Source organism: Nakamurella panacisegetis (genome assembly GCF_900104535.1).
GTDB classification, from domain to species: domain Bacteria; phylum Actinomycetota; class Actinomycetes; order Mycobacteriales; family Nakamurellaceae; genus Nakamurella; species Nakamurella panacisegetis.
In genome coordinates this window covers 219,753-240,571 of the sequence record NZ_LT629710.1, presented here as the reverse complement: position 1 = coordinate 240,571, position 20,819 = coordinate 219,753, and the positions used below count along the sequence as shown (strand labels likewise).

The following is a 20,819-nucleotide window of genomic DNA, read 5'->3' as shown; positions in this document are numbered from 1 at the left end:
CGGCGATACGGGGTCGGCTCCGCCGGGTTCACGCCTGGACGGGTGGCCGGTAGGGCAGCAGGAACCTCGCGTCGGTAGTTCAGCGCGAGGAAGCGACAAACGGAATTACCTCGTCCCCGGGGCTCATCCCTGGGAGCGGAGACCTGACAGCAGCACACGAACAGTTGAGGAAGGCGCGTCCACGATGTACGCGATCGTCAAGACCGGCGGCAAGCAGTACAAGGTCGCCGAGGGCGACGTCATCGAGATCGAGAAGCTCGAGAGCGAGCTCGGCGCAGCCGTGACCCTCCCGGCTGTGCTCCTCGTCGATGGCATCCAGATTTCCACCACGGCCGCCGATCTGGCCGGCGTCACGGTGTCCGGCGAGGTTGTCGCCCACACCAAGGGCCCGAAGATCGTCATCCACAAGTTCAAGAACAAGACCGGCTACCACAAGCGCCAGGGGCACCGCCAGCCGCTGACGCAGGTGCGCGTCACCGGCATCACCGTTGGCGCCTGAGAGAGGCTGAACAGACATGGCACACAAAAAGGGCGCATCCAGCTCTCGTAACGGTCGCGACTCCAACGCCCAGTACCTGGGCGTCAAGCGCTTCGGCGGCCAGGTCGTCAAGGCCGGCGAGATCCTCATCCGTCAGCGTGGCACCAAGTTCCACCCGGGCGACCTGGTCGGCCGCGGCAAGGACGACACCCTGTTCGCCCTCGCCGCCGGCTCGGTCGAGTTCGGCAGCAAGCGTGGCCGCAAGACCGTGAACATCGTTCCGGTCGTCGAAGCCGCCGAGGCCGTCAGCGTCTGAGTTGGTTCGACAGTGAGAAGGGGCGGATCCGGGCTTCCCGGGCCCGCCCCTTTTCCATTCCCGGAATCGGTGCGCCTCTTTCCGGGTTGAAGTGCATAGACCGAAGATCTGTCCCTGCAAGAAAATTTCGCTAGGAGGTGCCCATGGCTCGATTTGTCGACCGGGCCGTCCTGCACTTGCAGGCCGGTGATGGCGGTCACGGATGTTCCTCGGTTCATCGGGAGAAGTTCAGGCCGCTCGGCGGTCCCGACGGTGGCAACGGTGGCAACGGCGGTGACGTCACCCTCGTGGTGGACGCGAACGTCCACACCCTGCTCGATTTCCACTTCCACCCGCACGCCAAAGCCGGCAACGGCAAGGGCGGTTCGGGTGACAACCGAGAAGGGGCCAACGGCGCCGGCCTGGAACTTCTGGTCCCCGAAGGCACGGTCGTCCTCGACCAGCACGGCAACATGCTGGCCGACCTCGTCGGTGTCGGCACCCGGTTCATCGCCGCCAAGGGCGGCCGCGGTGGTCTGGGCAACGCGGCGCTGGCCTCCCGGGCCCGCAAGGCGCCGGGTTTCGCCCTCCTCGGGGAACCGGGTGACGTCGCCGACATCACCCTGGAACTCAAGTCGATGGCCGATGTCGGGCTGGTCGGCTTCCCGTCGGCCGGCAAGTCCTCGCTCGTGTCGGTGCTCTCCGCGGCCCGCCCGAAGATCGCCGACTACCCGTTCACCACGCTGGAGCCGAACCTCGGCGTGGTGACCGCCGGTGCCGAGATCTTCACCATCGCCGATGTCCCTGGCCTGATCCCGGGGGCGAGCCAGGGCAAGGGCCTCGGCCTGGAGTTCCTCCGGCACATCGAGCGTTGCTCCGTGCTGGTGCACGTCGTCGACTGCGCCACCTTCGAGTCCGGCCGCGACCCGGTCTCCGACATCGAGGCCCTCGAGGCCGAGCTGGCCCAGTACACCCCGTCGCTGTCCGACGATCTGGCCGAACGGCCCCGCCTCGTGGTGCTGAACAAGATTGACGTGCCCGACGCCCGTGAGTTGGCCGAGTTCGTCCAGGCGGATCTCGAGGCGGCCGGCTACCGCGTCTTCCCGATCTCTACGGCCACCCACGAAGGCCTGAACGCCTTGAAGTACGCGATGGCCGAAGTCGTGGCGACCGACCGGTCGTCCCGGCCGGCCAAGGTGGCGCAGCGCATCATCGTGCGGCCGTCGGCATTCGACGAGGAGCAGTTCCGCGTCGTCGAGGATCCCGACGTCGACGGTGGGTTCATCGTCAGCGGCGTCCGCCCCGAGCGCTGGATCCTGCAGACCGACTTCAACAACGACGAAGCCGTCGGATATCTCGCCGACCGGTTGGCCCGTCTGGGTGTCGAGGACAAGCTGTCGAAGCTGGGCGCCCAGCCCGGCGCGCCCGTGCAGATCGGCAACATCAGCTTCGACTGGGAACCGACCACACTGGCCGGGGTCAACCTGGAGCCGATCGAACGCGGCTCGGACCGTCGACTGGACCAGCCCGAGCGCGTCGGTGCGGCCGACCGCAAGGCGCTGCACCGCCTGCGTCGTGGCCTGGAGGTGGAGAACCCGGAGCTGGTCGACACCGACATCGAGGTGCTCCGCGCCCGGCTGGCCCCGCGCGACGGCGGCCAGGCGGCGTGGGACGACGAAGGCTGGTCGGACACCAAGTGGGACGCGCTGGACGAGCGGGACGCCGACGAAGTCCGGGAGCAAGAGCAGCCGCGATGACGTATCCGGCTGTGCCCGTCGCCGGCGCGACGGGATCGGACCCCGCAGCGGCGTCGCCCCCGGCCGCCCGGGCGGCCATCGGTGCGGCCCGGACGATCGTCGTGAAGGTCGGGTCGTCGTCGTTGACGACCTCGGCCGGCGGCCTGGATCCGCAGCGGCTGGACGCGCTGGTCGACTCGTTGGCCGCTCGCGCCGGGGCCGGTTCATCGGTCGTCCTGGTGTCCTCCGGTGCCATCGCGGCCGGGCTGGCCCCGCTCGGACTCAAGCGCCGCCCGCGGGATCTGGCCACCCAGCAGGCGGCGGCGTCCGTCGGTCAGCAACTGCTGGCCCAGGTGTACGCCGGATCCTTTGCCCGCCATGGCCTCCGGGTCGGCCAGGTGCTGCTGACGACCGATGACGTCGTGCGTCGCGCGCACTATCGCAACGCCCAGCGGACCTTCGGCAAACTGCTGTCCTTCGGAGTGGTGCCGGTGGTGAACGAGAACGACACCGTGGCCACGGCCGAGATCCGGTTCGGTGACAACGACCGGTTGGCCGCGCTGGTGGCCCACCTGGTCGGAGCCGAGGCGCTGGTGTTGCTGTCCGACATCGATTCGCTGTACACCGGTGATCCGCGCGACCCTTCGTCGGTCCGCATCCCGGACGTCGGCGGTCCGGCCGACCTGTCCGGTATCGAGATCGCGGCCCCGTCCAGCGACGTCAGCACCGGAGGGATGGCCTCCAAGCTGTCCGCCGCTTTGATGGCCACCGGCGCCGGGATCCCGGTGCTGCTGGCCAGTGCCACCGATGCCGGCGCGGCACTGGCCGGCGGTCCTTCCTCGCACGAAATCCCTTCGGTGGGAACCTCTTTCGCGCCCGCCGGTCGCCGCACGAGTGCGCGGCTGTTCTGGTTGCGACACGCGGCGACCAGTTCCGGATCGCTGGTTCTGGACGCCGGAGCGGTGGCCGCGGTGGTGGGCCGCCGGAAGTCGTTGTTGCCGGCCGGGATCCTCGGTGCGTCCGGCGAGTTCGAGTCCGGCGATGTCGTCGACCTCCTCGGCCCGGACGGGATTGCCGTGGCCCGGGGCTTCGTCGGCCACGACGCGGCCGACCTGCCCGGGATCATCGGCCGTTCGCTGTCCGACCTGCCCGAAGAGCTACGCCACGAAGTGGTGCACGCCGACGACCTGATCGCCGTTGGTGGCACCAGGGCGGCCGGAGCCGCGGAGAATGTGACGACTGTCGTTGGAGGCCCGAGATGACTGGGACCGCGAAACCCGGCGCCGGCTCGGCCGACCCGACTCGATCGGTGTCGGCGACCCGCGAACAGGTGCTGGAAGCGGCGGAACGGTCGCGGGCCGCGGCCGCGGAACTGGCGTTGCTGTCCCGTGCCACCAAGGACGAGGTACTCACCGCCATGGCCACCGCGCTGCGGGACCACTTGGCCGACATCCTGGCCGCCAACGAACTCGACGTCCGGGCCGCCGTCGAGGGCGGTACGCCGGAGTCCCTGGTGGATCGCCTGCGTCTGAACGAATCCCGCGTCGAAGCCATGGCCCGCGGCCTGGAGGACCTGGTCGCGCTGCCCGATCCGATCGGCACCGTGGTGCGCGGCAACGTGCTGCCCAACGGGGTGCAGTTGACCCAGGTCCGGGTGCCGCTCGGAGTGGTCGCGATCATCTACGAGGCGCGTCCGAACGTCACGGTCGACGCCGCCGGCATCGCGTTGAAATCGGGCAATGCCGCGTTGCTGCGGGGCAGCGCCTCGGCCCAGGCGTCGAACGCGGTCCTGGTCCGCATCCTGTCCGAAACCGCGGTGGCGCACGGTCTTCCGCGGCACGCGGTGCAGATGGTGCCGGGTACCGACCGGGAATCGGTGAAGTACCTGATGACGGCGCGCGGCTTGGTCGACGTGATCATCCCGCGTGGTGGCGCCGGCCTGATCCAGGCCGTGGTGAACTCCTCGACGGTGCCGGTGATCGAGACCGGCGTCGGTAATTGCCACGTCTACGTCGATGCCTTCGCTGATCTCGACATGGCGGTCGACATCCTGATCAACTCCAAGGTGCGGCGGCCGTCGGTGTGCAATGCCGCCGAGACCCTGCTGGTGCACGCCGATATCGCCGGTCTGTTCGTGCCCCGGGCGCTGGAAGCCCTGGCCGCCAACGGCGTCACCGTGCACGCCGACCCGGCCGTCATGGAAATGGGCGGAACGTTGACCAACCTGGTTCCGGCGGTCGACGCCGACTTCGACACGGAGTACCTGAGCCTGGACATCGCTGCGGCCGTGGTCGACGACCTGGACGCCGCCATCGCGCACATCAACACCCACGGCACTGGCCACACCGAGGCCATCGTGACTTCTGACCTGCGCAGTGCCCGGCAGTTCACGTCCCGGGTCGACGCGGCCGCCGTGGTGGTCAACGCGTCGACCGCCTTCACCGACGGTGGCGAGTTCGGCTTCGGGGCCGAGATCGGCATCTCGACCCAGAAGCTGCACGCCCGCGGGCCCATGGGCCTGGTCGAGCTGACCAGCACGAAGTACGTGCTGACCGGCTCCGGGCAGATCAGAGCGACGTCGTGACCCTTCCCGTCGACCCTGGTGGGCTGGCCCTGCCGCCTCGGCGCAACCGCCCCGCCGTCCCGTCCGGCCGCCGTCGCATCGGCGTCATGGGTGGCACCTTCGACCCCATCCACCACGGCCACCTGGTCGCCGCCTCCGAGGTGGCCGACCGGTTCGAACTGGACGAGGTGCTGTTCGTGCCCACCGGGCAGCCGTGGCAGAAGAGCGAGGTCAGCCCGGCCGAGCATCGCTACCTGATGGCCGTCATCGCGACCGCGGCCAACCCGCGGTTCTCGGTCTCGCGGGTCGACATCGACCGGGCCGGCCCGACCTACACCAAGGACACGCTGACCGACCTGCGCCGCCGCGAGCCGGACGCCGAATGGTTCTTCATCACCGGGGCCGACGCGCTGTCGGCGATCATGGGTTGGAAGGACGTCGACGACCTGTTCGAACTGGCCCATTTCATCGGTGTCACCCGCCCCGGTTACGTATTGGGCGATCTGCCGCTGCCCAAGGGCGCGGTGACCCTGATCGAGGTTCCGGCATTGGCCATCAGTTCCACCGACTGCCGTCGTCGGGTGGCCGCCGGCGCGCCGGTCTGGTACCTGGTGCCGGACGGCGTCGTGCAGTACATCGGCAAGTACGGGCTGTACGCCCGGCCATCGGTGTCCGCGTCGTCCGGGCTCGTGACCGCGGAGCCGGTCCGGACGGAATTCGAGCCGATCGAAGGATCCGAAGCAGTACCGGAAGAAGTAGTACCGAACGGCGCACACGGCGTCGTGACAATCGAGGGAGTGCAGTGACCGCAACCGATTCCGCCATCGCCATGGCAAAGGTGGCCGCTCAGGCCGCCGCCGACAAATTGGCCAAGGACGTGTTGCTGGTCGACGTTTCCGATCGCCTGGCCATCACCGACATCTTCGTCATCGTCACCGGCGCCAACGAGCGTCAGGTCTCGGCCATCGTCGACGAGGTCGAGGAGAAGATGCGCGCCAGCGGCGTGAAGCCGGTCCGGCGCGAAGGCGAACGTGACGGCCGCTGGGTCCTGCTGGACTTCCTGGACGTGGTCGTGCACGTCCAGCACTCCGAGGAGCGGGTGTTCTACGCCCTGGACCGCTTGTGGCGCGACTGCCCGGTGATCCCCTGGGTGGATGCGGACGCACCGGATGGTGAGCTCGGCGCGGCGGCCGATCCGGCGGCGATCCCGGCTGCCTACGCCGAACTGTCCGGTGAGGATCCGGGCGATTTCGGCGACGAGAGGGCCGTCGACGGGCGCCTGGCCGAGTGACTCTCCAGCACCTGATCCTGATGCGCCACGGCGAGACCGACTGGAACGCCGAGGCGCGGTTGCAGGGGCATCGTGACGTCGCGCTCAACGCCGTCGGCCGCCGGCAGGCCGTCGCGGCGGCCCCGTCCGTGGCCGCGCTGGCACCGCAGGTGATCGTGTCGTCGGACCTTTCGCGGGCGCGGAGCACGGCGGCCCCGGTGGCCGAACTCTCCGGGCTCGAGGTCGCCGTCGACCGGCGGCTGCGCGAGACGTCGATGGGTCTGTGGGAAGGGTTGACCCGGGCCGAAGTCGTCGCCGGCTGGCCGGGGCAGTGGGAACGGTGGCGGGCCACATCGGCGCACAATTCGCCGCCGGAGGGTGAATCGCGGTGGCAGGTGGCGGCGCGGGCCAACGGGGTGGTGGACGAGCTCGATGCCGGTGACGTCGAACGGGCTCTGCTCGTCGCTCACGGCGGCCTGATCGTCGGGCTGACCGGGTTGCTGCTGGACCTGCCCGAGGACTCCTGGGCGACCCTGATCGGCATCGGCAACTGCCATTGGGTCGTGCTGCATCGGTTCATGGGCGCGTGGCGGCTGCACTCCTACAACGCCGGACTCGGCGGAGTGGTACTCGCCGGTGGCGAAGAGGAACTCGCGGGCGCATGAGGGCCCGCTGCACCGGACGTTGGCGGTCCGACCCGCGCCGGCGGCGGGTGGGCTGCCGGAACAGGCAGTCGGCGCCAGTCGGGGGTGGCGCCAACTGCCTGTACGCAATGAGAGTGGCGCATCACCGGTTCTGATACCGGCCGTGTGTACAACTTTCTGTCGAGTTCCGGCCGCACACCGCTCGATGGGGACAGCGAAGCGCCAGTTGTCCCCATGCGCCTGGTCATCCACAAACTGCGATCGACGCTGGATCGGCGACCCGGCCCGTACGTAGCGTCGCCGGTGTGCGACATCGACCAGATTCCCGACATCGTTTGGACGGCCTGCGGACGCGTCCGGCGCCGTCCCCGGGACCGACCCGTCCGCCGGATCCGGGTCCGCCGACTCGTCCGGCGGCCGGTGGCTGGGTGCCGGAGGACGACGAGGACGACTTCGCCGGTGTCTGGGACAGCGACCGGTCCCGCCCGGGTGAGCCGATCGACGATGACACCGCCCGCGGCCCGGCCGAAGGTCGACCGGCCCGGACGAGGCGCGGGGCATCCGGGCCGGGATCCCGACGATGGGGCCGTCTGGCGCAGCGATGGGTACCGGACTCGTTGCGGGACAGCCGCATCGATCCCGGGAAGCGGGGCGCTTTGCTGCTCACCCTGGTCGCCGCCGTTGCCGCGTCGGTGGCCGCGATCGGGGTCTGGCGCGACCGACCCGAACCCCGTCCGGTGCAAGCGGTGTCGCTGGCCCAGGCATCGGCGGTGGCCACCGACCGGACGCCTGGGACGACCGGCGCCCGGAGCACTGCATCGCGTGGTCACCCGGCGACGGGCACCGCCCGGGCGGACGCCACCCAGAGCGCCACCGTCGTCGTCTCGGTCACCGGCGCCGTCCGGAGGCCGGGGCTGGTGCGGTTGCCGTCCGGCGCGCGGGTGGCCGACGCCATCGCGAAAGCCGGTGGCACAACGTCATCGGCCACCCTGACCGGTCTGAACCTGGCAGCGAAGCTCACCGACGGAGCGTCGGTGGTGGTGGCCGACCGCGCCGATCCATCGAGCGGGGCCTCCTCTGGCTCATTCGTCTCGGGCTCGGATGGCGGCGGCGGGGGATCCGGTACCGCCGGTGCGCCGGCCGGCAAGCTGGACCTGAACACCGCCGATGCGGCGGCGCTGGACGCGCTGCCCGGGGTCGGCCCGGTGACGGCGGCGGCCATCGTCGCGTGGCGGGAGAAGAACGGCCGGTTCGCCTCGGTCGAGCAGTTGCAGGAGATCCAGGGCATCGGTCCAGCGAAGTTTGCCGCCCTGGCGAAGCTGGTCACCGTGTGACGCGCCGGTGGAAGGAGGAGGACGCTCCGGTCCCGGTCGACCTGCGGCTGATGCCCATGGCGTTGGCCGTGTGGGCCGGCGCGCTGGTCGGACTCGCCCTCGCCGAACGGATGTCGTTGCTACAGGTGACGATGTCGGTTGCCGCGGCGGCGATCACGGTGGCTGCGGCGGCCCTGACGCGGAAGCGATGGTGGACGGTGGGTGCGGTGATGACCGCCGGCTTCGGTGCCTCGCTCCTCGTCTCGGTGCTGCAGGCCCACGCCGCCGCGGACAACCCGTTGACGGTGGCCGGAGCCAACGGCTCGTGGGCCACTCTTCGGGTCACGGTGTCGGTGCCGGCCCGGGCGATCCAGAGTTCGTTCCCGGCTACGGACAGCGCGACCGAACGACCGGCAGAGCGCTGGTTGCTGACCGCACACGCGGACTCGGCGCGGATCGGGACCGTTCAGTTCGAGCCCGGCGCGGATGTCAGCCTGATGGCCGACGGGCCGGCGTGGCCGGAGCTGGTGCCCGGCGAGCAGATCGAGATCAGCGGGCTGTTGGCCCCGGACGGGTATGCGGTGCTGCCCGGAACCATGGTCAAGGTGCGTGGGGACCCGGTGGTTCTCGCCGCTGCGCCGTGGTGGCAGCGGGCCGGCGCCGCCATCCGGAAACACTTGGGGGACAACGCAGCCCAACTCTCGGGTGACGCTCGGGGATTGCTGCCGGGTCTGGTCGTCGGCGACACCGACGGTATCCCGGCCGAGCTGACCGCGGACGCCAAGGCCACCGGCCTGACCCACCTCCTGGCTGTGTCCGGATCACATTTCGCGTTGCTGTGCGGAGTGGCCGTGCTGCTCCTGCGCCGGGCCGGCCCGCGGCCGGCCGTCGCCGGGGGAGCGGCCGTGCTGCTCGGGCTGGTGGTGCTGGTCGGTCCGGGAGCGTCGGTGCTGCGCGCGGCGGTGATGGGCTCGGTCGCGTTGGTCGCGCTGTTGGTCGGACGCGCCCGGTCGGCCCTGCCGGCGCTCGCGGCCGCCGTGATCGGCCTGCTGCTGTACGACCCGACGCTGAGCCGGTCGGTCGGGTTCGCGTTGTCGGTGCAGGCCACCGCCGGTCTCGTCCTGATCGCCCCGGTGTGGTCGAAGGCTTTGCAGCGAAGGGGGTTTCCGTCCGGCTGGGCCGATCTGCTGGCTGTCCCGGCGGCTGCTCACGTGGCCACCATGCCGGTCATCGCCGCGCTGAGCGGCGCGATATCCCTGTCGTCGATTCCGGCCAACCTGCTGGCGGCGCTGGTGGTCGGGCCGGCCCTGGTGATCGGGATGGCCTGTGCCGTGGCCGGCCCGTGGTGGCCCGGGGGTGCGATGGCCCTGGCCCGGATCGATCAACCGCTCCTGCAGTGGATCGCCTTCGTGGCCCATCGACTGGCCCGGTGGGAAGGCGCGTCCCTGCCTTGGCCGGCCAGCGTGCCGGGTGTGCTCGGGCTGGCCGGCCTGTTGCTGACCGGGTTGTTGTTGTTGCGGCAACGCCGCATCAGGGCGCTGGCGGTGGCGGTCGTCACCGGCGCCGGTGTGATCCTGGTTCCGGCCCAGGTGATCTCGCTCGGTTGGCCGCCGCCGGGCTGGGTGCTGGTCGGGTGTGAGGTGGGCCAGGGTGATGCGATGGTGCTGTCCACCGGCGAGCCGGGGACGGCGATCGTGGTCGACGCCGGGCCGGATGCGGCGCTGATGGACGCGTGTCTGCGCCGGTTGAAGATCGGCACGGTGCCGCTGGTGGTGCTGACTCATCTGCACGCCGACCACGTCGACGGGCTGGCCGGCGTCCTCGCCGGCCGGAGTGTGGGGGCGATCGCGGTCGGTCCCGATCGCGATTCGCCGTCCGCGTGGCGCACGATCAACGACCGGGCGACCGCCAAGGGCATCCCGGTGGTCGGGTTGCCCAGGGGAACCCATTGGGCCAGTGGGGATCTTGCCGTCGATGTGCTGGGTCCTACGTCGGCGTTCCGTGGCACCGATTCGGACGAGAACAACGACTCGGTGGTGCTGATGGCCCGCATCGCGGGCCTCCGCATCCTGATGACCGGGGACGTGCAGAACGAGGCCCAACAGCAGCTGCTGGACAACGGGGCGGATCTGTCGGCCGATGTGCTCGAGCAGCCCCACCACGGGTCGGCGAAGATCCTGCCCACGTTCATCGCGGCCGTTCATCCCCAGGTGTCGGTGATCGGCGTGGGGCGCGACAACGACTACGGTCAGCCCAGTCCGAAGGCTCTGGCCCAACTATCGTCCGTCGGGGCCCAGGTGCTGCGCACGGATCTGCAGGGTGATGCCGCGGTCTGCGTCATCGACGGTCAAGTGCGCACCGTCACCCGTGGCGCCGTCCTGCCCGCCGGCTCCGGACACGTCCGAGGCGGGAACGACGGCGCCTGACGGCGCCGGCAAGGTCTGCTCTCCCGACCGATCGTGCGACCTAGCGATCGGGGAACGAACTGAGCTCCGCCTGCAGGGCGGACAGTTCCGCGGCGAGGGCGTCGGCCCGGGCCTGAGTGCTCCGGCGGTGATCGTCGAGCAGGGTCTGCACCAATTCGGTCAGCTTCGGCTCGCCGAGGGACTGGACGATCTCCCAGACCCTGGACGGCGCGACGACGGTCGGACGGACGGCCACCTTCGCCCCGATCCGGGCGTCGATGCGCCATGCTGCCGACTCGTCGCCGGTCGTGCTGATGGTGATCGTCACCGGAGCGCGCCGACCCCGGACAGCCGGTGCCTTAGCCGGTTTCGGCCCGCCGGGCGCGGCTGTGCTCGTCCGGGCCTCGGCGGGCGCGGACGTCGGTACGCCCGGGGCCGGGGTCGGGGCCGCGGCCGATGCCAATGCGGAGGCCGACCCGGCCGGCGGGACGGGCCGCCCGGCCGGCCGCGACGGCGGCAGGGGGGATCGCGGCTTCGGCGCTCCCGCGGACGGAACGGCCGCGGCGGCGGTCGCCACGGCGCCGGCCGACCGTCGGGGCGGGGCACCGATCAGGTCACCGGGGGCAAAGGGCAGTACGTCCTTGGCCCCGCCCACCGGAACCTCGACGAACACGAACTCCTCGCCGTCGACGGCCGGATCACCGATCCGCCGTACTCGCCCCGTCACCCCGTCCGGGAACTGGTCGGACGGCGCGATGCCGACCTTCACGATCTTGCCCAGATCCAGTGCCGTGCGCAGGACCTCGACATCGGGCGGGGTGGGGCGCGGGGGTTTACGGGGAGGCATGTGATGTCCTTGGCGTCGGGTGCTGAGGTCGTTGCCACCTGATCCTCCCAGCCTGCACCGACAACCACCGGCAACGACTCCACCGGACATGCGGACCGGCGTCGCTGCTGGAAGCAAGGCCACCTGAGGTGCCGGGGTGTTGGATAGTCCGCTTCAGGACTGCGCGGCGGTCAGGCCGGTTGTAGACACGACGACAGGTGCGTTCCATTCCGTGGGCGGGCAACCTGGTCCGTTGGGCCGGCCTTCGGTCGGCTTCACAGAGACGCTAACGAGACGATGACGCCGCTCGAGCCGCTGATCGTATGGCAGTCCTTCGAGCATCCGGCGGCTCCCAGGACGCTGCCGGCAACGATTGCCGACACGACGAGCATCTTGCGCACTCTCATCGCGTCACCTCACCTCGCCGGGCAGGAGTACGCGCGCCGGAGGCACGACGAACGTCTGGTCCACAAAGTAGCCCCGGTGCCAGTCCTACTTGCTCGGAGCGGGCGGGCCGACGGATATCGCCAGCTGCCCGCGGGGCACAACGTGCCGCAGGAGGATCCGGTCGGGTTCGCCGACGTCGACGTCGACGCCGTCCTGACCTTGCGCCGTTCCCCGTGACCGCGACCTCGCGGTGACGGGGAAGACCGGCGCGGCCGGATCAGACCAGTTGGGACGCCGCCGCCTGCGCGGCCGCCGGCAGTGCGTCGGCGATCCGGGCCAGGGCGGTGTCGTCGTGGGCGCCGGAGACGAACCACGCCTCGTAGGCCGACGGCGGCAGGTAGACCCCGGCGTCGAGCATGGAGTGGAAGAACGCCGCGAAAGCGGTGGTGTTCTGGCGGCGGGCGTCGTCGTAGTTGCGGACCTCGTCGGGGCCGAAGAAGATCGAGAACAGATTCCCGGCCCGCTGCAACCGGTGCGGCACTCCGGCCGCGGCCAGGGCCGCGGACGCGAGATCGCCGAGCGCCAGGGCGGTTGCGTCCAGGTGCCGGTACAGGTCGTCGGTGCAACCCTGGAGGTTGGCCAGCCCGGCCGCGGTGGCGATGGGGTTCCCGGACAGCGTCCCGGCTTGGTACACCGGGCCCAGCGGGGCCAGCAGGCTCATGACGTCGGCCCGGCCGCCGAACGCACCGACCGGCAGGCCGCCGCCGATCACCTTGCCGAAGGTCATCAGGTCCGGTGTCCAGCCCTGCCGCGCACCGTCCAGGCCGAACATCCCGGACCGGCTGAGCCGGAACCCGGTCATGACCTCGTCGGAGATCAGCAGGGCCCCGTCGGCGTGGGCGATCGACGCGAGCTCGGCGTTGAATCCGTCGAGCGGGGGCACCACGCCCATGTTCGCCGCGGCGGCCTCGGTGATGACGGCCGCGATGACGCCGGGTTCGGCCGCGAACGCCGCCCGGACCGCCTCGATGTCGTTGTAGGGCACCACGATCACCTCGGCCGTGGTCGACCGGGTGACACCGGCGGAGTCGGGCAGCGCGAACGTGGCAACGCCCGACCCGGCCGAGGCGAGCAGCGCGTCGACGTGCCCGTGGTAGCAGCCGGCGAATTTCAGGATCTTCGGTCGGCCGGTGAATCCGCGCGCGAGGCGGATCGCCGACATGGTCGCCTCGGTGCCGGACGAGACGAGTCGAACCTGCTCCACCGGGGCCACCCGGGCGACGATCTCCTCGCCCAGCGCCACCTCGCCGACCCCGGGCGTTCCGAAGGACAGCCCCCGGTCGACGGCCGCCCGCACCGCGGCGATGACGTCCGGGTGTGAGTGCCCGAGGATCATCGGACCCCAGGACCCGACCAGGTCCACGTACTCCTTGCCGTCGGCGTCGGTGATGTACGCCCCGCGCCCGGACGACATAAAACGCGGGGTGCCGCCGACGGAACGGAATGCCCGTACCGGCGAGTTCACCCCGCCCGGGGTCACCCTGGAGGCGCGCGCGAACAGCGCGGCACTGTTGGGGGCAGCCGTCACGTCGAAATGGTCGTTCATATCTGTCGTCCCGCATTCAGCTTGGTCGCGACCTCGGTCGCCCAGTAGGTCAGGATGATCGACGCGCCGGCGCGCCGGATGGAGGTGAGCGTCTCGAGCACGGCCCGGTCCCGGTCGATCCAGCCGTGGGCGGCGGCCGCCTCGACCATGGCGTACTCGCCCGACACCTGGTACGCGGCAACCGGTACGTCCACCGAGGCGGCCACGTCGGACAGCACGTCCAGGTAACTCATGGCCGGCTTCACCATCACCAGATCGGCGCCCTCGGCGAGGTCCAGCGCCACTTCGCGGGCCGACTCGCGGCGGTTGGCCGGGTCCTGCTGATAGGTCCGGCGGTCGCCGATCAACGCCGAGTCGACGGCCTCGCGGAACGGTCCGTAGAACGCGGACGCGTACTTGGCCGCGTAGGCGAAGATGCCGGTGTCGATGTTGCCGGAGCCGTCCAGGGCGCCCCGGATGTGCCCGACCTGTCCGTCCATCATCCCGGAGGTGCCGAGCAGGTCAGCGCCGGCGGCAGCCTGGGCCAGCGCCATTTCGGCGTAGCGCACCAGGGTCGCATCGTTGTCGACCGCGCCCCGGGCGTCGAGCACGCCGCAGTGGCCGTGGTCGGTGAATTCGTCCAGGCACAGGTCGGCCATCAGCACGGTCGCGTCGCCCACCTCGGCCTTCAGATCGGCCAGAGCCAGGTTCAGAATGCCGTCCGGCTCGCTGGCCGCGGTACCGACCGCGTCCCGCTCGGCCGGGATCCCGAAGATCATCAGCCCGCCCACCCCGGCCGACACCGCTTCCACCGCAGCCGCTTTCAGTGAATCACGGGTGTGCTGCAGGACGCCCGGCATGGAACCGAGGGGCGACGGCTCGGTCAGGGATTCCTTGACGAACATTGGCAGTACCAGATCAGCCGGATGCAGACGGGTCTCGGCGACCAGGCGACGCAGCGGTGGAGTCCGCCGCAGCCGTCGTGGCCGGCTGACCGGGAACGACGGGTAGGCGGACGGGTGTGGAGGCGTCATCGGGTCGACCTTCTGAGCGGGTGGCGGGTGGCGTGGGCGACCAGGCCGGCGATCAGGGCGGCGTCGGTCGGGTCGGTGGCGGTGAAGGCGATCGGCAGCCCGGCGGCTCCGGCGGCGGCGGCGGTGGTCGGGCCGATCACCCCGATCGCGGTGCCGGGCGCGATGACCGTCGAGGCGAGGGCGTCGACCGTGCTCGGTGAGGTGAACAGGACGGCCTCGAACCGGCCGTCGGCCAGATCGGCGGCGACACTCGGAGCCGGTGGGACCGGCAACGTCCGGTAGGCGACGACGGGCTCCACCATGTATCCCTTGGCCCACAAGGCGTCGGCCAAGGTGCGGGCGGCGATCTCGGACTGTGGCAGCAGCACCGACTCGCCGGTTCGGGCGGTCGGCCAGATCGAGGCCAGGGCGGCGGCCGAGCCGCCGCGCTCGGGGTTCAGATCGACCGGGAACCCGGCGCCCCGGAGAGCGGCGGTCGTGGCCGGGCCGACCGCCGCAACGCGGGTGTCGGCCGAGATCACCGGGTGCAGGGCCAGCCTTTCCGCGCGGCGCAGCATCGCATCGACGGCGTTGACCGAGGTGAAGCCGACCCAGTCGTACTCGCCGGCCGACAGGGCCATGGTCGCCCCGTCGAGCGCCGCCAGATCGCTCGGCGGGTGGATCGCGATCATGGGAATGGCCTGGGCGACCGCGCCCTCCGCCCACAGCAGGTCGACCAGCGAGGACGCCCGACCCTCGGAGCGGGGCAGCAGGACCCGCCAGCCGCTCAGCGGGGTCATGGCGCGGCCGACAGCAGATCGGCGGCCCCATCGTCGATCAGCTCCGCGGCCAGCTGCGCGCCGAGCTCAGCCGCACTGCCGGCCGGACCGCTGATGCGACTGCGTATCTCGCGGCTTCCGTCGATGGCCATGACGGCCCCGGTCAGGGTCAGTTGGCCGGCCGAGACGGTGGCGTAGGCGCCGACCGGTGCCGTGCAGCCGGCCTCCAGGGCCGCCAGCAGGGTCCGTTCGGCGACCACCGCCGCCCGGGTCCCGCCGTCGTCGAGGGTGCGGAGGGCGCCGGCGAACCAGGAGCCGTCGGCGTCCAGCGCCCGGCACTCCACGGCCAGGGCACCCTGGGCCGGGGCGGGCAGCATCAGGTTCGGGTCCAGCCTCTGGGTGATGGCGGCGCCGCGCCCGATCCGGGACAGACCGGCCGCGGCCAGCACCACCGCGTCCAAGGTGCCCGACGTGACCAGACCCAGCCGGGTGTCGATGTTGCCGCGGATGGGCCGCACCTGAAGATCCGGCCGCAGCCGCAACAGCTGCGCGGCCCGGCGGGGCGAGCCGGTGCCAACGGAGGCACCGGCCGGCAGCTCGTCGATGGTCAGTCCGTCCCGGGCACACAGTGCGTCGGCCGGATCCTCCCGTACCGGCACCGCGGCCAGGGACAGGCCGTCCGCCGCGGCCGTCGGCAGATCCTTCAGTGAGTGCACGATCACGTCGACGTCGCCGGCCAGCAGTCGCGACCGCACCTCGATGACGAACACCCCGGTGCCCCCGATGCTGGCCAGCGGACCCTGATTCACGTCCCCCTGAGTCCGGATCCGGACCAGCTCGGCGGTCCCGCCGGAGATGGCGACCAGTTGGTCGGCGACCAGACCGGACTGGGCCAGAGCCAGTGTGCTGCCGCGGGTTCCGACCCGCAGGTGGTCGGTCACGGCGCGTTCCGGATGCCCGAGGCGGCCAGCCGGGCCGGATCGACGTCGAGCTGCTGCCAGTCGGCGGCCGAATCGACCGCGGCCGTGGTCGGTTTCGGCCCTCGGGCGTTGACGCAGCACTGCGCGGCGCAGAAGTCCGGACGGGCCGGGCAGCCGGTGGCCGAGATCCGCGGGGGGGCCAGGGCCGGTTCGAGCCGGTCCATCAGCAGGTCGACCAGTGCGGACACGAACCGGGGATCGGTGCCCGGCGTGGCTACCCGGTGGAACCACAGGCCGAGCGAGGTGGCGGTGTCAAGGGCCTCGTTGTCCAGGTCCCAGACCACTTCGACGTGATCGGAGACGAAGCCCACCGGGATGACGACGACACCGCGGCGGCCGAGCGCGGGCAGGCCCGAGATGACGTCGTTGACATCGGGTTCCAGCCACGGCATGGACGGCGGTCCGGAGCGTGACTGGTAGGCCAGCTGCCAGGACAGTGGCCGGCCGAACCAGGACTCGAGGGCAGAGGCCACCACGCCGCACACGGCCAGATGCTGGTCAACGTAGGCACCGGTCGGGGTGTGATCACCGAGGGAGGCCGAACCGGCCGACGCGGCCATCGTCATGGGGATGGAGTGGGTGGTGAAGACCAGCTCCAGGTCCTCCAGGGCCAGTCCGGCCGACAACGCCTGCGCCACCGCCGCTTTCGCGCCGTCGATGAACGGGTCGATGAACCCCGGGCGGTCGTGGTAGGGCCGCACCTTGTCGATCCGGACGGTGCCGACCAGGCCGGTCGACTGCAGTGCCAACCCGAAGTCCTCGCGGTACTGCCGGCAGGACGAGTACGACGAGTAGGCCGACGTGGCCAGCCCGAGCAGTCGCACCTGTCCGTCCCGCGCGGCCTGCGCGACGACATCGGCGATGAACGGAGCCCAGTTGCGGTTGCCCCACAGGACCGGCACCCGGACGCCGCGACGTTCCAGTTCGGCCTGCAGGGCAGCGCGGAGCCGGCGGTTCTGCTCGTTGATCGGCGAGATGCCGTCGAGGGCCTGGTAGTGGTGCGACACCTCGACGAGACGTTCGTCGGGGATGCCGCGGCCCCTGGTCACGTTGCGCAGGAACGGCATCACCTCGTCCGGGCCTTCGGGGCCGCCAAAGCCCGCGAGCAACACCGCGTCGTACTCCAGGGTCGACGGGCTCACGCCGCCGGCGGTCTGCAGGTCCGGTGACGAACCGCTCAACGGAGCACGTCGATGACGCCGGCCTCGTCGATGCGCCGCCCGGAGAAGAAGGGAATCTCCTCCCGCACATGCATTCTCGCGGTGGACGAGCGCAGGTGGCGCATCAGGTCGACCGTGTCGTGCAGTTCGTCGGCCTCCAGCGCGAGCAACCATTCGTAGTCGCCCAGGGCGAACGCGGCGACCGTGTTGCTCAGCACCTGGGTGTACTCGCGACCCATCATCCCGTGTTCGACCAGCATGCCCCGGCGTTCGGCGTCGGGCAGCAGGTACCACTCGTAGGAACGGACGAACGGGTAGACGGTGGCCCAGTTCTTGGGCTCGGCTCCGGCCAGGAAGGCGGGGATGTGGCCCTTGTTGAACTCGGCCGGCCGGTGCAGACCCATGGCCGACCAGGACGGGTGCAGGCTGCGCCCCACCGCGGTGCGGCGCAGCGAGCGTGCGGCCTGCTGGAGCGCCTCGGCCGTCGGAGCGTGCCACCAGACCATCAGGTCGGCGTCGGCACGCATGGCCGAGACGTCGTAGAAACCGCGGATCTGCACGTCCCGGTCGGCCAGTGCGGCGACCAGCTCGCTCAACTCGGCGGTCGCCTTGTCGTCCGGGGCGTCCAGGTCGCCCGCGCGGGTGTAGACCGCGAAGGCGGTGTAGCGGATCGAATCGTTGATCTCCCGCGCGCTGGCCCGGATGGCGGGGGCTGCGGTGACGGCATCGTCGTTGCTCATGTCATCCATCTTCTCTCAGCGGTCGGCGGGCCGCGGCCCGTCCGCCTGTGTTGTGACCGACAGCAGACGCGTGGCGGCGGTGCGGGCTCCGGTGATCACGGCGGCCAGCCCGGTGCCGTCGACCATCGAACCGGTCAGGTGGAGCCCGGGCTGCTGGGCGATCTGCCCCTTCAGGGTGGCCATGGCGGCCCGGTGCCCTGGTTGCGGACGGGGCAACGCTGACGTCCACCCGATCACGTCGCTGTCGATCAGGTGCGAGCGGTCGAGGTCCACCCCCAGCAGGACCGACGCGTCCCGTAGGGCCGTCCCGACCAGGTCCGACGGCAGGTCGTCGTCGCCGCGGCCGTAGGACAACCGCAGCACATGACGGCCGGGCCCGGCCGCCTGCGCCAACCACGCCCACTTGGCGGTCGCGTGGGTCAGGGCCTTGGCGGCGACGCCGGAGGCGTGCCGCGACACCAGGATGCCGGTGCCGCGCGGGTGGGCGTCCAGGGCCGGATGTTCCACGACCAGGGTCACCAGCCGCACCGTGTTGGTGACGGCCGCAGTGGGCGGCACGTCGACGTCGACCAGGGCGAGGATGCGGCTGATATCCGCGCCGGGTACGGCCAGTACGACGTCGTCCGCGCCCACCTGATCGTCACCGACGAGGACCCGCCAACCGTCGGCCGCCTGGGCCGCGGCCCGGACCGCTGTGTCGGTGAGGACCAGGCCGCCGAGTCGCTCCAGGTCGGCCCGCAGGGCCTCGACCAGCGTGTACAGGCCCCCGGTGAGCCCGGCCACGGCCGAGCCGGGGCGGGCCGAGGTGGCCCGCAGGCGCCGCACCGCAGTGGCCAGGGAGCCCGTCCGGGACACGGCCGCACGGAGAGCGGGCTGCGCGCTGTCCAACTCCAACTCGTCCGGGTCGGTCGAGTAGACACCGCCGGCGACCGGTTCGACCAGGCGCTTGACCACGGTCCGGCCCATCCGGCGCGTGACCATGCCGCCCAGGGTCGCGGCGGTGCCGCCGACCCGGCGGGGGAGCAGCAGGTCGAGGGCGGCGCGGGTGGCGCCGATCGGGCCCAGGACCCGCCGGACGTCACCAGCCAGCGGGTGGGCCGGGATGCCCAGCAACGAGTCGGTGGGCAGCGGTGCGCTGCCACGGGCATGCCGCACCCAGGCGCCGGCGGGGTTCGGGGACACCACACGGGACGACAACCCGAGGTCGTCGATCAGGTCCAGCACGGCACGGGTGGCAATGGCGAACGACTCGGCGCCGGCGTCCAGGTCGAGATCGGCCACCCGGTGCCGGGCGATGCACCCGCCGACCGACGAGGTGGCCTCGAACAAGGTCACCGCCCGCCCGGCGCGCGCCACCTCCCAGGCCGTCACCAGCCCGGCGATACCGCCGCCGATGACGACGACCGAGGTCGGCTCGAGCCCGGTCGGCTCGGCCATCAACGGCTGCGCGGTCCCCGGTCGGGCCGGGCCGGAGGTGGCGGCGAAGAACTCGAGGCTGTGGCGGCCGGTCACGGCTGGTCGTGGATGAACGCGACCAGCCGGGTCAGCACCTCCGGATCGGTGTCCGGCGGCACGCCGTGGCCGAGGTTGACCACGTGCCCGGGGGCCGCCCGGCCGGCTCGCAGGCAGTCGAGCGTTGCCGCCTGCAGCGCGTCGTCACCGGCGAACAGCAGGGCCGGGTCGATGTTGCCCTGCAACGGGGTGCGGCCGCCCAGCCGCTCGTTCGCGACATCCAGGGGCACCCGGTGGTCGACTCCCATGACGGTGGCGCCGGTGTCGCGCATGGCGACCAGCAGCTCCCCGGTGTTCACGCCGAAGTGCACCCGGGGGACCGGAAGATCGGAGACCGAAGCGAGCACCGCCGCGGAGTGCTCGGCGACGAAGCGCTGGTAGTCGGCCAAGGACAGCCCCCCGGCCCAGGAGTCGAACAGCTGCACGGCGGAGGCTCCGGCCAGGATCTGGGCCCGCAGGAAGGCACCGGTGATGCGGCCGACCCAAGCGGCCAGGGCGTGCCAGGTCTCCGGATCGGCGTGCATCAGGGCCTTGGTGCGCAAGTGTTCCCGGCTGGGGCCGCCCTCGACCAGGTAGGAAGCCAGGGTGAACGGTGCGCCGGCGAATCCGATCAGCGGCGTGGCGCCCAGTTCCTGAACGCAGTTGGCGGCCGCCTGGATGACGGGCTGCAGGGCGGCCGGGTCGAGCTCCGGGAGAGCAGCGACGTCGGCGGCGGTGCGGATCGGGTGGTCGATGACCGGACCGGTGCCGGGCACGATCTCGACGCCGATCCCGGCCAGCTTCAGGGGTACGACGATGTCGCTGAACAGGACGGCCGCGTCGACCCGATGACGGCGGACCGGCTGCAGCGTGATCTCGGCGGCCAGGTCAGGCGTCAGACAGGCCTGCAGCATGTCGATGCCCCGGCGCACCTCGAGGTATTCCGGCAGCGAACGACCAGCCTGCCGCATGAACCACACCGGGTGGCCGGTGGTCGGCTCACCCCGGTAAGCGGTCAGCAGCGGCGACCGGCCCGTCCGGCCGTCGGTCAGGGGGTGGTCGGCGGGAAGGGCCGCGAACGTCGGTTCGGTGGCGGGTGCGTGCGTCGTCATGATGAGACCCATCGTCCCACCACGGCGGGAGTGGGCCGGTCG

19 protein-coding genes and 1 pseudogene are annotated in these 20,819 nt (G+C 71.3%); 11 read left to right on the top strand and 9 right to left on the bottom strand.

The features are described 5' to 3' along the window. Nucleotides 1-184: 184 nt before the first annotated feature. From rplU to BLS97_RS01065, 10 genes and pseudogenes are all read left to right on the top strand, one after another. Nucleotides 185-499 carry a 50S ribosomal protein L21 gene (rplU, locus tag BLS97_RS01110; protein ID WP_090474163.1) on the top strand — a complete coding sequence of 105 codons (315 nt, stop codon included), beginning with the start codon at nucleotides 185-187 and terminating at the stop codon, nucleotides 497-499. 16 nt (nucleotides 500-515) lie between these two features. Next, nucleotides 516-794, top strand: a complete 279-nt coding sequence (gene rpmA, locus BLS97_RS01105) for a 50S ribosomal protein L27 (RefSeq protein WP_090474162.1) — start codon at nucleotides 516-518, stop codon at nucleotides 792-794. Between the two features lie 143 nt (nucleotides 795-937). Next, nucleotides 938-2,530: a GTPase ObgE gene (obgE, locus tag BLS97_RS01100; RefSeq protein WP_090480985.1), complete on the top strand. Its 1,593-nt coding sequence runs from the start codon at nucleotides 938-940 to the stop codon at nucleotides 2,528-2,530. Then, a complete protein-coding gene (gene proB / locus BLS97_RS01095) occupies nucleotides 2,527-3,771 on the top strand; it encodes a glutamate 5-kinase (protein ID WP_090474161.1) in 1,245 nt (414 codons plus the stop codon). The genes obgE and proB overlap by 4 nt, the downstream gene beginning before the upstream one ends. Beyond that, on the top strand, nucleotides 3,768-5,093 hold the full coding sequence (locus BLS97_RS01090) for a glutamate-5-semialdehyde dehydrogenase (RefSeq protein ID WP_090474160.1): 1,326 nt from the start codon (nucleotides 3,768-3,770) through the stop codon (nucleotides 5,091-5,093). The genes proB and BLS97_RS01090 overlap by 4 nt, the downstream gene beginning before the upstream one ends. A 23-nt stretch (nucleotides 5,094-5,116) precedes the next feature. Further along, a pseudogene (gene nadD, locus BLS97_RS01085) lies at nucleotides 5,117-5,728 on the top strand (nicotinate-nucleotide adenylyltransferase); the annotation flags it as partial. A gap of 146 nt (nucleotides 5,729-5,874) precedes the next feature. Continuing rightward, nucleotides 5,875-6,363 (top strand): ribosome silencing factor, encoded by a 489-nt coding sequence (gene rsfS / locus BLS97_RS01080; protein ID WP_090474159.1) that lies wholly within the window; start codon nucleotides 5,875-5,877, stop codon nucleotides 6,361-6,363. Then, nucleotides 6,360-7,007, top strand: a complete 648-nt coding sequence (locus BLS97_RS01075; RefSeq protein ID WP_090474158.1) for a histidine phosphatase family protein — start codon at nucleotides 6,360-6,362, stop codon at nucleotides 7,005-7,007. Before rsfS ends, BLS97_RS01075 begins: the two co-directional genes overlap by 4 nt. Nucleotides 7,008-7,414: 407 nt before the next feature. Beyond that, entirely contained in the window at nucleotides 7,415-8,320 is a 906-nt protein-coding gene (locus BLS97_RS01070; RefSeq protein WP_197676345.1) for a ComEA family DNA-binding protein, read from the top strand. Next, nucleotides 8,317-10,725 (top strand): ComEC/Rec2 family competence protein, encoded by a 2,409-nt coding sequence (locus BLS97_RS01065; protein ID WP_090474157.1) that lies wholly within the window; start codon nucleotides 8,317-8,319, stop codon nucleotides 10,723-10,725. The genes BLS97_RS01070 and BLS97_RS01065 overlap by 4 nt, the downstream gene beginning before the upstream one ends. A 40-nt stretch (nucleotides 10,726-10,765) precedes the next feature. Here the strand turns inward: BLS97_RS01065 and BLS97_RS22565 are convergent, their stop codons facing one another. Next, nucleotides 10,766-11,551 carry a hypothetical protein gene (locus BLS97_RS22565; protein ID WP_157695100.1) on the bottom strand — a complete coding sequence of 262 codons (786 nt, stop codon included), beginning with the start codon at nucleotides 11,549-11,551 and terminating at the stop codon, nucleotides 10,766-10,768. A gap of 462 nt (nucleotides 11,552-12,013) precedes the next feature. Between BLS97_RS22565 and BLS97_RS22560 the strand changes: the two genes are divergently transcribed. Next, nucleotides 12,014-12,154: a hypothetical protein gene (locus tag BLS97_RS22560; protein ID WP_157695099.1), complete on the top strand. Its 141-nt coding sequence runs from the start codon at nucleotides 12,014-12,016 to the stop codon at nucleotides 12,152-12,154. Between the two features lie 40 nt (nucleotides 12,155-12,194). Here the strand turns inward: BLS97_RS22560 and hemL are convergent, their stop codons facing one another. From hemL to hemE, 8 genes are read right to left on the bottom strand one after another with little or no spacing between them, the layout of a single operon-like run. Beyond that, nucleotides 12,195-13,523 (bottom strand): glutamate-1-semialdehyde 2,1-aminomutase, encoded by a 1,329-nt coding sequence (gene hemL, locus BLS97_RS01045; RefSeq protein WP_090474153.1) that lies wholly within the window; start codon nucleotides 13,521-13,523, stop codon nucleotides 12,195-12,197. Beyond that, nucleotides 13,520-14,536, bottom strand: a complete 1,017-nt coding sequence (gene hemB / locus BLS97_RS01040; protein ID WP_090474152.1) for a porphobilinogen synthase — start codon at nucleotides 14,534-14,536, stop codon at nucleotides 13,520-13,522. The genes hemL and hemB overlap by 4 nt, the downstream gene beginning before the upstream one ends. Continuing rightward, nucleotides 14,533-15,315, bottom strand: coding sequence for a uroporphyrinogen-III synthase (locus BLS97_RS01035; protein WP_090474151.1), 783 nt, complete (start codon nucleotides 15,313-15,315; stop codon nucleotides 14,533-14,535). The genes hemB and BLS97_RS01035 overlap by 4 nt, the downstream gene beginning before the upstream one ends. Continuing rightward, nucleotides 15,312-16,235: a hydroxymethylbilane synthase gene (hemC, locus tag BLS97_RS01030; protein ID WP_090474150.1), complete on the bottom strand. Its 924-nt coding sequence runs from the start codon at nucleotides 16,233-16,235 to the stop codon at nucleotides 15,312-15,314. The genes BLS97_RS01035 and hemC overlap by 4 nt, the downstream gene beginning before the upstream one ends. Beyond that, nucleotides 16,232-17,455, bottom strand: a complete 1,224-nt coding sequence (locus BLS97_RS01025; RefSeq protein ID WP_090474149.1) for a ferrochelatase — start codon at nucleotides 17,453-17,455, stop codon at nucleotides 16,232-16,234. The genes hemC and BLS97_RS01025 overlap by 4 nt, the downstream gene beginning before the upstream one ends. Next, a complete protein-coding gene (gene hemQ, locus BLS97_RS01020; protein ID WP_407938028.1) occupies nucleotides 17,452-18,183 on the bottom strand; it encodes a hydrogen peroxide-dependent heme synthase in 732 nt (243 codons plus the stop codon). The genes BLS97_RS01025 and hemQ overlap by 4 nt, the downstream gene beginning before the upstream one ends. 6 nt (nucleotides 18,184-18,189) lie before the next feature. Further along, entirely contained in the window at nucleotides 18,190-19,686 is a 1,497-nt protein-coding gene (gene hemG, locus BLS97_RS01015; RefSeq protein ID WP_197676344.1) for a protoporphyrinogen oxidase, read from the bottom strand. After that, nucleotides 19,683-20,777, bottom strand: a complete 1,095-nt coding sequence (gene hemE, locus BLS97_RS01010) for a uroporphyrinogen decarboxylase (protein ID WP_231988287.1) — start codon at nucleotides 20,775-20,777, stop codon at nucleotides 19,683-19,685. The genes hemG and hemE overlap by 4 nt, the downstream gene beginning before the upstream one ends. Between the last annotated feature and the right edge of the window lie 42 nt (nucleotides 20,778-20,819).

Bases quoted from the DNA above. Each gene is read 5' to 3' on its own strand.
- rplU (WP_090474163.1), top strand. From the start codon at position 185: ATGTACGCGATCGTCAAGACCGGCGGCAAGCAGTACAAGGTCGCCGAG.
- rpmA (WP_090474162.1), top strand. From the start codon at position 516: ATGGCACACAAAAAGGGCGCATCCAGCTCTCGTAACGGTCGCGACTCC.
- obgE (WP_090480985.1), top strand. From the start codon at position 938: ATGGCTCGATTTGTCGACCGGGCCGTCCTGCACTTGCAGGCCGGTGAT.
- proB (WP_090474161.1), top strand. From the start codon at position 2,527: ATGACGTATCCGGCTGTGCCCGTCGCCGGCGCGACGGGATCGGACCCC.
- BLS97_RS01090 (WP_090474160.1), top strand. From the start codon at position 3,768: ATGACTGGGACCGCGAAACCCGGCGCCGGCTCGGCCGACCCGACTCGA.
- BLS97_RS22565 (WP_157695100.1), bottom strand. From the start codon at position 11,551: ATGCCTCCCCGTAAACCCCCGCGCCCCACCCCGCCCGATGTCGAGGTC.
- hemL (WP_090474153.1), bottom strand. From the start codon at position 13,523: ATGAACGACCATTTCGACGTGACGGCTGCCCCCAACAGTGCCGCGCTG.
- hemB (WP_090474152.1), bottom strand. From the start codon at position 14,536: ATGACGCCTCCACACCCGTCCGCCTACCCGTCGTTCCCGGTCAGCCGG.
- BLS97_RS01035 (WP_090474151.1), bottom strand. From the start codon at position 15,315: ATGACCCCGCTGAGCGGCTGGCGGGTCCTGCTGCCCCGCTCCGAGGGT.
- hemQ (WP_407938028.1), bottom strand. From the start codon at position 18,183: ATGGATGACATGAGCAACGACGATGCCGTCACCGCAGCCCCCGCCATC.
- hemE (WP_231988287.1), bottom strand. From the start codon at position 20,777: ATGACGACGCACGCACCCGCCACCGAACCGACGTTCGCGGCCCTTCCC.